This is a genomic window from Pseudomonas purpurea, from assembly GCF_039908635.1.
Classification (GTDB): domain Bacteria; phylum Pseudomonadota; class Gammaproteobacteria; order Pseudomonadales; family Pseudomonadaceae; genus Aquipseudomonas; species Aquipseudomonas purpurea.
This window is the reverse complement of sequence record NZ_CP150918.1, coordinates 5,669,335-5,683,451: the sequence shown is the minus strand read 5'-3', so window position 1 is coordinate 5,683,451 and position 14,117 is coordinate 5,669,335. Positions and strand designations below refer to the sequence as shown.

The 14,117-nt window shown below is 60.8% G+C and carries 9 protein-coding genes and 1 pseudogene; 7 read left to right on the top strand and 3 right to left on the bottom strand.

Features of this window, described 5'->3' with window-relative positions:
• Window positions 1–16: 16 nt before the first annotated feature.
• The 4 genes and pseudogenes from alr to AABM54_RS25685 all read left to right on the top strand — a co-directional run bounded on the left by alr (window position 17) and on the right by AABM54_RS25685 (window position 4,420).
• Window positions 17–1,090 (top strand): alanine racemase, encoded by a 1,074-nt coding sequence (alr, locus tag AABM54_RS25700; RefSeq protein WP_347902694.1) that lies wholly within the window; start codon window positions 17–19, stop codon window positions 1,088–1,090.
• 128 nt (window positions 1,091–1,218) lie between these two features.
• The gene (locus tag AABM54_RS25695; protein WP_347902693.1) at window positions 1,219–1,767 is read left to right on the top strand and encodes a cupin domain-containing protein; all 549 of its coding nucleotides are present in this window, start codon (window positions 1,219–1,221) and stop codon (window positions 1,765–1,767) included.
• Window positions 1,768–1,950: 183 nt separating this feature from the next.
• Complete coding sequence (locus AABM54_RS25690; protein WP_347902692.1) at window positions 1,951–2,364, top strand: c-type cytochrome; 414 nt, start codon at window positions 1,951–1,953, stop codon at window positions 2,362–2,364.
• A gap of 132 nt (window positions 2,365–2,496) precedes the next feature.
• Window positions 2,497–4,420: pseudogene (locus AABM54_RS25685) on the top strand (acetyl-CoA hydrolase/transferase C-terminal domain-containing protein).
• 163 nt (window positions 4,421–4,583) lie between these two features.
• Here the strand turns inward: AABM54_RS25685 and AABM54_RS25680 are convergent.
• The gene (locus tag AABM54_RS25680) at window positions 4,584–5,156 is read right to left on the bottom strand and encodes a xanthine phosphoribosyltransferase (protein WP_347902691.1); all 573 of its coding nucleotides are present in this window, start codon (window positions 5,154–5,156) and stop codon (window positions 4,584–4,586) included.
• A gap of 197 nt (window positions 5,157–5,353) precedes the next feature.
• On the bottom strand, window positions 5,354–7,363 hold the full coding sequence (gene rep / locus AABM54_RS25675) for a DNA helicase Rep (protein ID WP_347902690.1): 2,010 nt from the start codon (window positions 7,361–7,363) through the stop codon (window positions 5,354–5,356).
• Between the two features lie 264 nt (window positions 7,364–7,627).
• Between rep and AABM54_RS25670 the strand changes: the two genes are divergently transcribed.
• Window positions 7,628–9,301: a bifunctional diguanylate cyclase/phosphodiesterase gene (locus AABM54_RS25670; RefSeq protein WP_347902689.1), complete on the top strand. Its 1,674-nt coding sequence runs from the start codon at window positions 7,628–7,630 to the stop codon at window positions 9,299–9,301.
• A 145-nt stretch (window positions 9,302–9,446) separates the two neighbouring features.
• Here AABM54_RS25670 and AABM54_RS25665 read toward each other — a convergent pair whose 3' ends face one another.
• A complete protein-coding gene (locus tag AABM54_RS25665; protein ID WP_347902688.1) occupies window positions 9,447–10,844 on the bottom strand; it encodes a NorM family multidrug efflux MATE transporter in 1,398 nt (465 codons plus the stop codon).
• A 158-nt stretch (window positions 10,845–11,002) separates the two neighbouring features.
• Between AABM54_RS25665 and AABM54_RS25660 the strand changes: the two genes are divergently transcribed.
• Complete coding sequence (locus AABM54_RS25660) at window positions 11,003–11,923, top strand: LysR substrate-binding domain-containing protein (protein WP_347902687.1); 921 nt, start codon at window positions 11,003–11,005, stop codon at window positions 11,921–11,923.
• A gap of 187 nt (window positions 11,924–12,110) precedes the next feature.
• Complete coding sequence (locus tag AABM54_RS25655) at window positions 12,111–14,087, top strand: methyl-accepting chemotaxis protein (protein ID WP_347902686.1); 1,977 nt, start codon at window positions 12,111–12,113, stop codon at window positions 14,085–14,087.
• Window positions 14,088–14,117 lie beyond the last annotated feature (30 nt).

Below are 14,117 nucleotides of genomic sequence, written 5' to 3'. Positions count from 1 at the left end.
CTAGAAGTCTGCCGCCATGCGTCCTGCCCGTGCCCTGATCGATCTTCAAGCCCTGCGTCACAACTACCAACTGGCCCGTGAAGTGTCGGGGGCCAAGGCCCTCGCCGTTATCAAGGCCGATGCCTATGGCCATGGCGCGGTGCGCTGCGCTCAGGCCTTGGAAGCCGAGGCGGACGGTTTCGCCGTAGCGTGCATCGAAGAAGCGCTAGAACTGCGCGCCGCGGGCATTCGTGCGCCGGTGCTGCTGCTCGAAGGTTTTTTCGAGGCCGACGAACTGTCGCTGATCGTTGAGCAGGATCTATGGTGCGTGGTGCATTCGCTGTGGCAGCTCGAAGCCATCGAACAGGCCGCGCTGAGCAAACCGATCACGGTCTGGCTGAAGCTCGACTCGGGCATGCACCGTGTTGGCCTGCATCCGGCGGACTATCAGGCGGCGTATCAGCGCCTGCTGGCCAGTGGCAAGGTCTCGAAGATCGTGCTGATGAGCCACTTCGCCCGCGCCGATGAACTGCACAGCAGCAGCGCTGCCGAGCAGGTCGCGGTGTTCGAAGCGGCGCGCCAGGGTTTGTCGGCCCAGGTCAGCCTGCGCAACTCGCCCGCCGTGCTCGGCTGGCCTCAAGTGCCCAGCGACTGGGTGCGCCCAGGCATCATGCTCTACGGCGCCACGCCGTTTGAAGAGAGCAACGCCGTGGCGGCGCGCTTGCAGCCGGTCATGACCCTGGAATCGAAAGTCATCTGCGTACGTGAACTGCCGGCCGGCGAGCCGGTGGGGTATGGCGCCAAATTCATCACCCAGAAGCCGATGCGCATCGGTGTGGTGGCCATGGGGTATGCCGACGGTTATCCGCGTCAGGCGCCGACCGGCACGCCGGTGCTGGTGGCCGGGCAGCGCAGCCAGTTGCTCGGGCGGGTGTCGATGGACATGCTTTGCATCGACCTGACCGATGTACCGCAGGCCGGCCTCGGTTCGACGGTCGAGTTGTGGGGCAAAAACATCCTGGCCAGCGACGTCGCCGCCGCCGCGGGCACTATCCCTTATCAGATTTTCTGCAACTTGCGCCGGGTGCCACTGCTCTATTCCGGGGCCTGAGGCTAAGCGGTCGTTGCTGGAAGTTGCCTTCCTGAACAGGATTCAGGACCAAGTGTTGTAAATACTGAACGCTGTCGCCATGATACCGCTCATTATCCCTACAACCTGAATCCTGGGAGGCTAATGCATTGGACGTCGGTGAACGACTGCAATCCATCCGTAAACTGAAAGGTCTTTCCCAGCGTGAACTCGCCAAACGCGCGGGCGTCACCAACAGCACCATTTCGATGATCGAGAAAAACAGCGTCAGCCCTTCGATCAGTTCGTTGAGGAAGGTGCTTGGCGGCATTCCCATGTCCATGGTCGAGTTCTTTTCCGAAGAAATCCTCCAGGAAAAACCGACTCAGATCGTCTACAAAGCCAATGAGCTGATCGACATTTCCGATGGCGCAGTGACCATGAAACTGGTCGGCAAGGCCCATCCGAGCCGGGCGATTGCGTTTCTCAACGAGATCTACCCGCCTGGCGCCGACACCGGTGACGAAATGCTCACCCATGAAGGCGAGGAGACCGGCATTCTGGTGGAAGGTCGGCTGGAACTGGTCGTCGGGTTGGAGACATTCGTGCTCGAAGCCGGTGACAGCTACTATTTCGAAAGCACCAAGCCGCACCGTTTCCGAAATCCGTTCGATGTGCCGGCGCGACTAATCAGCGCAGCCACGCCCGCGAACTTCTAAGAAAAGAGGCCTCCTGCAAGATTTGCAGCGATGCCCGCAGTATTATTTCGCCATACAACAAGACCCCTTCGACTTTAGGGTTGTTTCAGTGTGGCGGGCTAACCGTTATACTTGCGCCCGCCTGCGAAACCGTGGCCGTGGGCGTGACTAGCCACCATTGAGGGTGTACGCGTGAACCTAATTATGAAAATGCTGGCCGCACCAGCAACCGTATTGGCCCTTTGGGCAGTCAGCGCTCAAGCTGCGACCAATGACGATATCGCTAAACGCCTTGAACCAGTCGGCCAGGTTTGTGTGCAAGGTCAAGAGTGCAAAGGGATGGAAGTCGCTGCTTCGGCAGGCGGCGGTGGGGCGAAAACCCCTGACGAAGTGATTGCAAAACATTGCAACGCTTGTCATGGCACTGGCCTGCTGGGCGCACCGAAAATTGGTGATGCAGGCGCCTGGAAAGAGCGTGCCGACCACCAGGGCGGCTTGTCCGGTCTGTTAGCCAAAGCCATTACCGGCCTGAATGCAATGCCGCCGAAAGGCACTTGCGCCGATTGCTCGGATGACGAGCTCAAAGGCGCAATCCAGAAGATGTCCGGCCTGAAATAAGCCTCATCTTCATCGAAAAAGCCGCTTGCGAGCGGCTTTTTCGTGCCTGCGATTTGAGCGAAAGGCTGTTCATCGCCGTCAAGACGCGGCAAAGTCGATCAAACCCCACTCATGGAAAGCCTGGAGGGTCTGATGGTGCAGTCGGTTTCAATCGAGCAAGCGGTCGACGACGTGCTCGCACGTTTGCCTGCGCATATTCATCTGGGTATGCCGCTGGGGCCTGGGCAAGCCCAACCGTTTCGTCAACGCACTGTATCAACGCATCGTGCAACTGCCCGAGCGGCGGCTGACGGTGTACACGGCGTTGAGTCTTGGGCGCCCGGCGTTGGGCGACGGTTTGCAGCGGCGCTTTCTCGAGCCCTTCGTCGAGCGGGTGTTCGGTGATTACCCCGAGCTGGATTTTCTCGCCGCCCTGCACCGTGACCGCCTGCCGCCGAACATCCATATCGAGCAGTTTTTCATGCAGCCCGGCAGCCTGCTGCACAGCACCCAGGCCCAGCAGGACTACGTTAGCAGTAACTACAGCCACGCCGCGCGGGACATCAACGCCGCCGGCTTGAACCTGGTGGCGCAACTGGTGGCCCATGATCCGCAACAGCCGGAGCGCCTGAGCCTGAGTTGCAACCCGGACATCACCCTCGACCTGTTGCCGATGATCGCCAAGCGCCGGGCCGCCGGGGAAACGATCCTGATGCTCGGGCAGGTCCACAGCGAGTTGCCTTACATGCCGGGCAGCTCTGAAGTCGAACGCGACGCCTTCGACCTGCTGATCGACGAGCAGGAGCACAGCACGCTGTTTTCCACGCCGAACATGCCGGTGGGGTGTCAGGACCATTTTATTGGCCTGCACGCCAGCACACTGGTGCGCGACGGCGGCACCCTGCAAATCGGCATTGGTTCCATGGGCGATGCTCTGACCGCTGCGTTACTGGCACGCCAGGCCGACAACGACGGCTATCGTTCGCTGCTGACGGATATGGACGTGCAGTACTGGGCGCCATTGATCAGCCGTGAAGGTGGCGTGGAGCCGTTTGCCAAAGGGCTTTATGGTTGCAGCGAGATGTTCGTCAACGGCCTGCTGGCGCTGGCCGATGCGGGGATCGTGCGGCGCAAGGTCTACCCGACTGTCGCCCTGCAACAGCAGGCCAATGCAGGCACCCTCGATCCAGCGTCCCAGGCGGGTGGTATCTCGGTGCATGGCGGGTTTTTCCTCGGACCGCGCAGCTTCTACCAACGACTGCGCGAGTTGCCGAAAAGCAAACTGGCCGAGTTCGACATGACCGCCATCAGCTACATCAACGAGCTCTACGGTCAGGAAACACTCAAGCGTTTGCAGCGCCTGGACGCACGGTTCATCAACAGCGCGTTCACCATGACCTTGCTCGGTGCCGGGGTGGCGGATCAACTGGAGGACGGGCGCGTGCTCAGCGGTGTGGGCGGGCAGTACAACTTTGTCGCACAGGGCCATGCGCTGGAAGGTGGGCGGTCGATCCTGATCCTGCGCAGTTGGCGTGAGTCGGGCGGTGACGTGAGTTCGAACATTGTCTGGGAGTACGGGCACTGCACCATTCCCCGGCACTTGCGGGACATTGTGATCACCGAATACGGAATTGCCGACTTGCGCGGCAAGTCCGATGCGAAGGTGATCGAGGCGCTGCTGAACATCAGCGATTCACGCTTCCAGAGCGGTTTGATCGAACAGGCGCAGAAGGCCGGCAAGCTGGCCAAGGATTTCGTCCTTGATCCGCGCTTTGCCGACAACACTCCGCAACGCTTGCAGGCCATTGCGGCACGCCATCCGCAGTTGTTCCCGGAGTATCCGTTGGGCAGCGATTTTAGCAGCGAAGAGCGGGATTTGTTGCGGGCGCTGAACTGGCTCAAGAGCAAGTTCAAACTCACGGAGATTCTGGAATTGGGCAAGGCTGCCCTGGATGCGCCGGAGCCATCCGACTACCCGGCTCACCTTGCGCGCATGCAACTGACCCACCCGGAAGGGCTGAAGGAGGACCTGTATCAGCGATTGCTGCTGGCAGGCCTGAAGGCCACTGCGCAATAAGTGCTGGCCGAGATCAACTGTGGGAGCGAGCTTGCTCGCGATGGCGGTGTAACAGCTGACATCGATGCTGAATGTTATGGCCTCATCGCGAGCAAGCTCGCTCCCACAGGTACAGCGGTGTATGTGTTGGAGCGGGCTTGCAACTTGAAGCGGGCAGTTGCTCTTATTCGATGAAGGTCACAACGCCGCCGGCCAGGGATTTGACCCGTGCCAGGGACTCGACGCGGTAGCCTTGCGAATCCAGCTCCGCACGGCCGCCCTGGAATGACTTCTCGATGACGATGCCCAGGCCCGCCACGGTGGCGCCCGCCTGCTTGATGATCGAAATCAGCGCCTGCGACGCCTTACCGTTGGCCAGGAAGTCGTCGATGATCAGCACGCGGTCGCTGCTGGTCAGGTGACGCGGGGAAATGGCCACGGTGCTTTCGGTCTGCTTGGTGAACGAGTACACGGTCGCCGACAGCAGGTTTTCGGTCAGGGTCAGTGACTGATGCTTGCGGGCGAAAATCACCGGCACGCCCAGGTTCAGACCGGTCATGATCGCGGGTGCAATGCCCGATGCTTCGATGGTGACGATCTTGGTAATGCCCGAATCCTTGAACAGCGCGGCGAATTCGTCGCCGATCAGCTTCATCAGGGCCGGATCGATCTGATGGTTCAGAAAGGCGTCGACCTTCAGGACCTGATCGGAAAGCACGATGCCTTCTTCGCGAATTTTCTTGTGCAGTGCGTCCATGAAGCTTTCCTCTACTGGCGCCCAGGCACTGTGAAAACTACTATGCTCGGTAATCCTGCGTTAAAAACAGGCTCGGAATGCTCATTTACAGTCAGTAAACTCCGCTTCCTCGTCTGTTTTTGCCTTGTCTTACCTTCGCTCGCTACGTTTTCACAGCGCCTGGCGTACGTCGATATTTAGTTAAAAAGTATTCAATTCTAGCGCTTTAACATCGCGCGGATATCTGCCAATGCGGTATTGCCGCGAACGGCTTTGACTTCGGTTGGTGTGTCGTCGTTGCCTTCCCACGCCAGGTCGTCCGGCGGCAGCTCATCGAGGAAGCGGCTCGGCGCGCAGTCGATGATCTCACCGTACTGTTTGCGCTTGGCCGCGAAGGTGAAGGCCAGGGTCTGACGGGCGCGGGTGATTCCCACGTAGGCCAGGCGGCGTTCTTCTTCGATGGTGTCGGCTTCGATACTGGAGCGGTGCGGGAGGATTTCCTCTTCCATGCCCATGATGAACACGTAGGGGAATTCCAGGCCCTTGGAAGCATGCAAGGTCATCATCTGTACACCTTCGGCGCCGTCTTCCTCTTCCTGCTGACGTTCGAGCATGTCACGCAGAACCAGCTTGCCGATGGCGTCTTCGACGGTCATGTCGCCGTCTTCGTCTTTTTCCAGGGTGTTCTTCAGCGCCTCGATCAGGAACCAGACGTTCCCCATGCGGTAATCGGCGGCCTTGTCGCTGGAACTGTTGGTGCGCAGCCAGTTCTCGTAGTCGATGTCCATGACCATGCTGCGCAGCGCCGAGATCGGGTCTTCGCCGGCGCACTGCTCGCGCACCTTGTCCATGAAGCGCTTGAAGCGCGACAGGCGATCGGTGAAGCGCGTATCCAGATGCTCGCCCAGGCCGATTTCATCGGTGGCGGCGTACATCGAGATTTTGCGTTCGGTGGCGTAGTTGCCGAGTTTTTCCAGGGTCGTCGAACCGATTTCCCGACGTGGGACGTTGATCACGCGCAGGAAGGCGTTGTCGTCATCCGGGTTCACGATCAGGCGGAAATAGGCCATCAGGTCTTTCACTTCCTGACGTCCGAAAAAGCTGTTGCCGCCCGACAGGCGATAAGGAATCTGGTGATGCTGCAGCTTCAGCTCGATCAGCTTGGCCTGGTAGTTACCGCGATACAGGATCGCGAAATCGCTGTAAGGCCGGTCGGTACGCAGGTGCAGGGTCAACAGTTCCACGGCCACGCGCTCGGCTTCGGCGTCTTCGTTACGGCAGCGGATCACGCGGATCTCGTCGCCGTGGCCCATCTCACTCCACAGTTGTTTTTCAAACTCGTGGGGGTTGTTCGAGATCAGCACGTTGGCGCAACGCAGGATGCGGCTGGTGGAGCGGTAATTCTGTTCGAGCATGACCACTTTCAGGGACGGGTAGTCGTCCTTGAGCAGCATCAGGTTTTCCGGGCGGGCGCCGCGCCAGGCGTAGATCGACTGGTCATCGTCGCCCACCACGGTGAACTGGTTGCGCGTGCCGATCAGCAACTTCACCAGCAAATACTGGCTGGCGTTGGTGTCCTGGTATTCGTCCACCAATAGGTAGCGAACCTTGTTCTGCCACTTTTCGAGGATATCGGCGTGTTCCTGGAACAGTTTGACCGGCAGCAGGATCAGGTCGTCGAAGTCCACTGCGTTGAACGCCTTGAGCGTGCGCTGGTAGTGGGTGTAGACGATGGCGGCGGTCTGTTCCTTGGGGTTGCGTGCGTTTTCCAGGGCTTCGGGCGGCAGGATCAGGTCGTTTTTCCAGGCGCCGATCATGTTCTTGATCTCGTCGACGCCATCGTCGCCTGCGTATTCCTTTTGCATGATGTCGGTCATCAGGGCTTTGACGTCGGTCTCGTCGAAAATCGAGAAACCGGGTTTGTAGCCCAGCCGCGCATGCTCCTTGCGGATGATGTTCAGCCCCAGGTTGTGGAATGTGCACACCGTCAGCCCGCGTCCTTCACCGCCTTTGAGCAGGGTGCCGACCCGTTCTTTCATCTCGCGCGCGGCCTTGTTGGTAAAGGTCATGGCGACAATGTACTGGGCGCGAATGCCGCAGTTCTGGATCAGGTGGGCGATTTTGCGGGTGATCACGCTGGTCTTGCCGGAACCTGCACCGGCGAGCACCAAAAGAGGGCCGCCGACGTAGCTCACGGCTTCTTGCTGCCGGGGATTGAGTCGGGACATACGAAAATAGGAAGTCGTTTGCGAAAAGGGCGGGCATTTTAACAGGCTGGACGGATTCTGCTGCCTTCTCCGACTTGTGACGCAGCACGCGATCTAAATTTGCCGGTTTTGATACTTTCCCGCAGGATGCGGGGTGAATTTGCGTCTTAATGTTCGATTTAGAGCGGTACAACATAGCGTTTGATAATCAATAGCATTTGTCATTGTCTATCAGCGCGTCATAATGCCCGCCGCCAACATCTTTGCAGAGTCTAGGGAGCTAGCTTGTCTACGCCTGTCGAACCCTTGCGTTTGCTGCTACTGGCCGAAGAGCCAGCGTGGGCAGCGTTGTTGCGCGAGTGTCTGGCTCCAATGGGGAGCTCGGCCGTGTTGATCAGTGCGCCGACCTGGGAGTCGGTCAGCAGTCTGTTTACGGACAACCGCAGCGCGGTTTTGCTGACCATTCCGACACTCCAGCCAGACCCCGGCCGTTGCAGCCTGCCAACGGTATTGTTGCTCGATCACGAACCCGCTACGCCACCGGACGGTGTCAGCGACTGGTTGGTACGCGATGCATTGGATGTGGACACATTGCGTCGGTGCCTGCGCCACGTGCGCGAGCGCGGCGTACTGGAAAACACCTTGCAGCGCCTGGCCGAACAGGACCCGCTCACCGGCATCGCCAACCGCCAGGGTTTCCAGACCCTGCTGGCAGCGCGCCTGGCGGAGAACGAAGGGCGCGGCCTGGCACTCGGGCACCTCGACCTCGATAACTTTCGCCACGCCAACGACGCCCTGGGTCACCAGGCCGGCGACCGGCTGATCCTGCAAGTGGTCTCGCGGCTCAAGAGCCAGCTGGAGGCCGGCGATCAACTGGCGCGCCTGGGCAGCGATGAGTTTGCCTTGCTGATCGACACCCGCCGCGCCCCGCAACGCGCCGAATGGATGGCCGAACGCATCACCGAGGCCATGGCCGAACCTTACTGGGTCGACGGCGAAAGCCTGTTGATCGGTTGCAGCCTGGGCATTGCTCACGCTCGCGCCCAGGCTGGTGCCGACCCGCTGATGTGGCATGCGCACATCGCGATGCAGCAAGCCAAAAGCACGCAGGGCTGCACTTTTCACATCTTCAATGAACGCATCAACCGCAACGCCCGCAGCCTCGCCGATCTCGAAAGCGAGTTGCGCCGGGCGTTGCGCCGCGATGAGCTGGAGCTGCATTACCAGCCGCGCCTGAACCTGCACGATGGGCAAATCGTCGGCCTCGAAGCGCTGGTGCGCTGGCGCCATGGTGAACGCGGTTTGTTACCGCCCAGCGAGTTTGTGCCGCTGGCCGAGCAGAGCGGTTTGATTGTGCCGCTGGGTTACTGGGTGATTTCCCGAGCCCTGCGCGACATGCAGGCGCTGCGTGAACGTGGCCTGCCGCCGCTGCACATGGCGGTGAACCTGTCGTTCCGCCAGTTCCAGGACAGTCAGTTGCTCTCGACCCTGAGTCGGCTGATTGCCGAGCGCGGCGTTGAAGCGCAGTGGCTGGAGTTCGAATTGACCGAAACCGCCGTGATGCGTCGCAGTGACCTGGTCAAGCAGACCATGGATGCGCTGGGCCGCTTGGGCGTGCGGTTTTCGCTGGACGATTTCGGCACCGGCTTTTCATCCTTTGTGCACCTCAACAGCCTGCCGATTGCCTTGCTGAAGATCGACAAGAGTTTTGTCGGTGGCATGGAGCAGCGTGAAGAGAACCGCAAACTGGTGCACGCGATGATCAACCTGGCCCACAACCTGAACCTGGAAGTGGTCGCCGAGGGCGTCGAGACACCGGAGCAGCTGGATTTGCTCAGGGGCTATGGTTGCGATCAGGTGCAGGGTTACCTGATCAGCAAACCGTTGCCGTTGGCGGAGCTGGTTGAGTATTTGACGTTTGGTTCCAGCCAACAGCCGCTGCTGGAAGTCGTGAACTAACCACAATCAAATAGGGGAGCGGGCTTGTGTGGCGAGGGAGCTTGCTCCCGTTGGGTCGCGGAGCTGCCCCAGAATTTTTGCGACTGCTTCGCAGCCGAGCGGGAGCAAGCTCCCTCGCCACACAAGGCTCGCTCCCACAGGTTCATCAATCAGGCTGGGTCATCTGAAAACCGGCTTGCGCCGTCGGCTCACGCTTGATCATCCGCTTCACCTTCCACTCAAACGCCAGTGTCAGGCTCACCGCCGCACACGCCAGCCCCAGGGCCAGGCCCCACCAGACGCCGGTCGGTCCCCAGTTGAGGTGGAAGGCCATCCACCACGCGGCGGGTGCGCCGATCAGCCAGTAGCAACCGAGGCCGACCAGGAACGTGGTCTTCGCGTCTTTCAGCCCGCGAATGCAACCCATGGCGATAGTCTGGGTGCCGTCGAAAAACTCGAACCACGCCGCGACCATCAGCAGGCTCACGGCCAACTCAATGACCTCGCGGAACGCCGGATCATTGTGGTCCAGGAACAGCCCCACCAGTTGGTTGGGTAGAAGCCAGAAGACCATCGCGAACCCGAGCATCGCCGCGCCACCAAAGGCAATCCCCACACGCCCGGCCAGCCGTGCATCGAGCAGTTGCCCGGCGCCGTAATGCTGGCCGATGCGCATGGTGATCGCATAGGAAAGCCCGGCCGGAATCATGAACGCCACCGAGACGATTTGCAGGGCGATCTGGTGCGCCGCTAATTGCGTGCTGCCCATGGTGCCCATGCACAGCGCGGCAAAGGCGAACAACCCGACTTCCACCGCATAGGTGCCGCCAATCGGCAGGCCCAGGCGCCACAACTCCCGCAGGTACTGGCGGTTGGGCCGCGACAGGCCTTTGCGCAGTGGATAGGCGTCGTAGGCCGGGTGCCGGCGAATGTGCCAGGCCAGGCCCAGCGCCATGCAGTTGGCGACGATGGCCGTGACCAGGCCAATCCCCACCAGGCCCATTTTTGGCAGGCCGAACATGCCGGTGATCAGCGCATAGTTGAGCAGGAAGTTGGCCACGGTCCCGACAAGGCTGATGACCATCACCGGAGTCGCCCGGCCGATGGCGCTGGTAAAGCCGCGCAGGGCCATGAAACTCAGGTAGCCGGGCAGGGCGAACGGCAGAATCAGCAGGAACTGGCCGGCCGCCTGCACGTTGGTTTCGGTTTGGCCGAACAGCAGCAACACCGGTTTGAGGTTCCACAGCAACAGGCCGGCCACCAGCGCCATCAGCCACGCCAGCCACAGCCCTGCTTGCGTCAGGCGGGCGGCGCCTTCGATGTCGCCGGCACCCTGACGGATCGCCACCAGCGTGCCGACCGCCGCGATCACACCGATGCAAAAAATCGACACGAACGAGTAAGTCGCGGCGCCAAGACCGCCACCGGCCAGCGCCTCCGGGCTGAGTTTGGCCATCATCAAGGTGTCAGTGAGCACCATCAGCATGTGCGCCAACTGCGAGGCGATCAGCGGCCCGGCCAGCCGCAGGATGGCCCAGAGTTCGGTACGCGCTGGATGCTGCATGATCATCACACTCGTTTTTTCACAGGGACGGGGAAGGGGCGATTCTCGGCGCTCTGCCGGGATTGCACAAAGGGATAAAAAAGATTGGTTGCATGACTAAAACTCATGCTTGGAAGTTTCTGATACGTTGTTGGCATTGCGCTATAGGAGATTTCCGTATGTCTCGTCGCCTTCCTCCTTTGTACGCCCTGCGTGCCTTCGAAGCCGCTGCGCGGCACAGTTCGTTTACGCGCGCCGCCGAAGAACTGTCGATTACCCAAAGTGCGGTCAGTCGGCATATTCGTACACTCGAAGAGCATTTTGCCTGTCGGCTGTTTCAGCGCAGCGGGCGCAATCTTCAGCTCACCGATGCGGCACGGTTGCTCCTGCCCGGCGTGCGCGAAGGCTTCGGCGCACTGGAGCGTGCCTGCAATACCTTGCGCGCCGAAGATGACATCTTGCGCATGAAAGCCCCGTCGACCCTGACCATGCGCTGGCTGCTGGCGCGGCTCAGTCGCTTCCGGCATTTGCAGCCGGGTAACGAGGTGCAACTCACCAGCGCCTGGATGGATGTCGACTCGGTGGACTTCAACCACGAGCCTTTCGACTGCGCCGTGCTGTTGAGCAACGGCAGCTTTGCGCCGGACTGGGAGGCCAGCTACCTGTTCCCCGAGGAGTTGATCCCGGTGGGTGCACCCAATCTGCTGAACGACCAGCCATGGGATGTGACGCGGCTGGCCAGCACCGAACTGTTGCACCCGACCCCGGATCGCCGTGATTGGCGCAGTTGGCTGGAACGCATGGGCTTATCGGAACAGGTGTCGCTCAAGGGCGGGCAGGTGTTCGACACCCTGGAACTGGGGATGATTGCCGCCGCGCGGGGTTATGGTGTGTCGATGGGCGACCTGCTGATGGTGGCCGAAGATGTGGCGCAGGGCCGCTTGAGCCTGCCGTGGCCGACAGCGGTTGCCAGCGGCTTGAGCTATTACCTGGTCTGGCCGAAAACCCGCCCCGGTGGCGAACGTTTGCGCAGGCTCGGTGACTTCCTCCAGAGCGAGGTCCAGGCCATGGAGTTGCCGGACGTTCAGCACTTGAGCTGAATCGATGAAGCCGCCGCGATGGCGGCCTCGGGCGATATCCTTGTGAAATGCTCAAGTATTCAGGCATCGCGCCGAATCCTTGAAAGTGGAACCTCCGTTCAGGATGGTTCAACGCCCCCGACTATTAGAAATTTTGCTGAGTGCGCGACGCGATCAGGACGATCCGGTCACTCGGCCAGGAGCCGTCATGCCTCAACCCCGTGCCCGGATCGCCTCGCAGCTTGGTTTAGCCCTCGCCGTGATACTGGCGGTCGTGATCAGCGGCAGCACTGTTTTTGCCCTGCGCTCACTGGACTCCGCCAACCTCGACACCCGCGAAGAGCACCTGGCCAGTGAAGCGCGCCTGCTGGCCGATCAGTTGAATACCTTTCATGGCACCTTGCGCGAGAACACCCAGCGCTTGAGCGGGCTGTTTGAAAAACGCTTCAGCAGCGGCTTGAGCGTGCACCCCGATCAACCCGTGAACGTGGCGGGCGTGCAGGCGCCGGGCCTGCACCTGGGCAGTGAAGTACTGAACAACAACTTCGACAAGGTCGATGAGTTCAAGCAAATGACCGCCGGGGTCGCCACGTTGTTCGTGCGCAGCGGCGAGGACTTCATTCGGGTCAGCACCTCCTTGACCAAGCAGGACGGCACCCGCGCCATCGGCACGTTGCTCGACCACGCGCACCCGGCCTATCAGCGCCTGATGGAGGGCCAGAGCTATGTCGGTCGGGCGTTGTTGTTCGAACGTTCCTACATGACTCAGTACACCCCCGTACGCGACAGCAGCGGTAAGGTGATTGCGGTGTTGTTCGTCGGTTTTGACTACACCGACGCGCAGAACGCCCAGTTCGACAACCTCAAACGTTTCCGCATCGGTCAGACCGGTTCGCTGGCGCTGCTCGATGAGCAAAACAAATGGCTGGTGCCACCGGCCGGTGTGCAGGCGCTGGATCAAGCGATCCCGACCCTCGTCGGCCTGGCCAAAAAACCGGGCAAAGGCGCGTTCTGGAGCGACAAGTCCGAAGACTTCTACAGCGTGGCCGTGCCTTTCGAGGGCGGACCGTGGTCGGTGGTGGCGAGCATGCCAAAAACCGAAATTCGCGCCGTGACCTGGAGCGTCGGGATTCAACTGGCCATTGGCAGCCTGTTGGCGATGTTGCTGGCGGTTGGCGCGGCAGTCTGGCTGTTGCGCAGCAAGTTGCAGCCACTCGGTGATCTGGTACGGCAGGCCGAGGCGCTGGGTGCCGGGGATTTGAGCGTGCGCCTGAACGTGTCGAGCCATGACGAAATCGGTCAACTGGCCCGCAGTTTCAACCAGATGAGCCAGGCACTGTCGACCATGGTCGAGCACATCCGCAAGGCCTCGGAAGAGGTCAACAGCCGTGCGCAGGCATTGTCCGGTCTGTCGGGCGGTGCCTATGACGGCATGGAGCAGCAGTCCGGCGAAATCACCAGCATGGCCGGTGCCGTGGAAGAGTTCAGCGCCACGTCGCTGAACATTGCCGACAACATGGGCAACACCGAGCGTCTGGCTCAGGAAAACGCCCAGCAAACGCGGATCGGTCGCACGTCGATGGAAGAGGCGTCGTCGTCTCTCGAGCAAATCGCCGGCGCCCTCAACAGCACCGCGAGTGTGATCAACACCTTGGGTCAGCGCTCCCAGGAAATCGGCGGGATTGTCGGAGTGATCACCGCGATTGCCGACCAGACCAATTTACTGGCGCTGAACGCCGCAATTGAAGCCGCCCGGGCCGGTGAACAGGGTCGCGGTTTTGCGGTGGTGGCAGACGAAGTGCGCAATTTGGCATCGCGCACTCGTGAGGCGACCGACGAAATTTCCGTGATGATCAGCAGCATTCAGCAGGAAACCGGCAATGCCATCAGCACCATGGAGCAGGGCAACCTGTTGATGCAGGAAGGCCTGTCACGTAACGCCAACGTGGCGTCGGCACTGGCGCAGATCGACGAGCAAAGCCGCTCGGCCGGCCAGCAGTTCGCCGCGATCACCACCGCCACGCAAGAGCAAAGCAGCACCGCGACCCTGCTCAGCAGCAACCTGCAAAGCATTGCCCTGGCCAACAGCGAGCAACGTGAAGTGGTGTCGAACCTGGCGATCACCGCCAAAGAGCTGGAAAGCCTGGCGGCAGAGCTGCGCCAAGAGGTTGACCGGTTTCGCTGAGTCGCAGATTTATTGTGGCGAGGGAGCAAG

What these genes read in the sequence shown, in the direction of transcription:
- AABM54_RS25680 (WP_347902691.1), bottom strand. Translation starts at nt 5,156, where the DNA reads ATGGACGCACTGCACAAGAAAATTCGCGAAGAAGGCATCGTGCTTTCC.
- rep (WP_347902690.1), bottom strand. Translation starts at nt 7,363, where the DNA reads ATGTCCCGACTCAATCCCCGGCAGCAAGAAGCCGTGAGCTACGTCGGC.
- AABM54_RS25660 (WP_347902687.1), top strand. Translation starts at nt 11,003, where the DNA reads ATGTCTCGTCGCCTTCCTCCTTTGTACGCCCTGCGTGCCTTCGAAGCC.
- AABM54_RS25655 (WP_347902686.1), top strand. Translation starts at nt 12,111, where the DNA reads ATGCCTCAACCCCGTGCCCGGATCGCCTCGCAGCTTGGTTTAGCCCTC.
- AABM54_RS25690 (WP_347902692.1), top strand. Translation starts at nt 1,951, where the DNA reads ATGAAAATGCTGGCCGCACCAGCAACCGTATTGGCCCTTTGGGCAGTC.
- AABM54_RS25665 (WP_347902688.1), bottom strand. Translation starts at nt 10,844, where the DNA reads ATGCAGCATCCAGCGCGTACCGAACTCTGGGCCATCCTGCGGCTGGCC.
- alr (WP_347902694.1), top strand. Translation starts at nt 17, where the DNA reads ATGCGTCCTGCCCGTGCCCTGATCGATCTTCAAGCCCTGCGTCACAAC.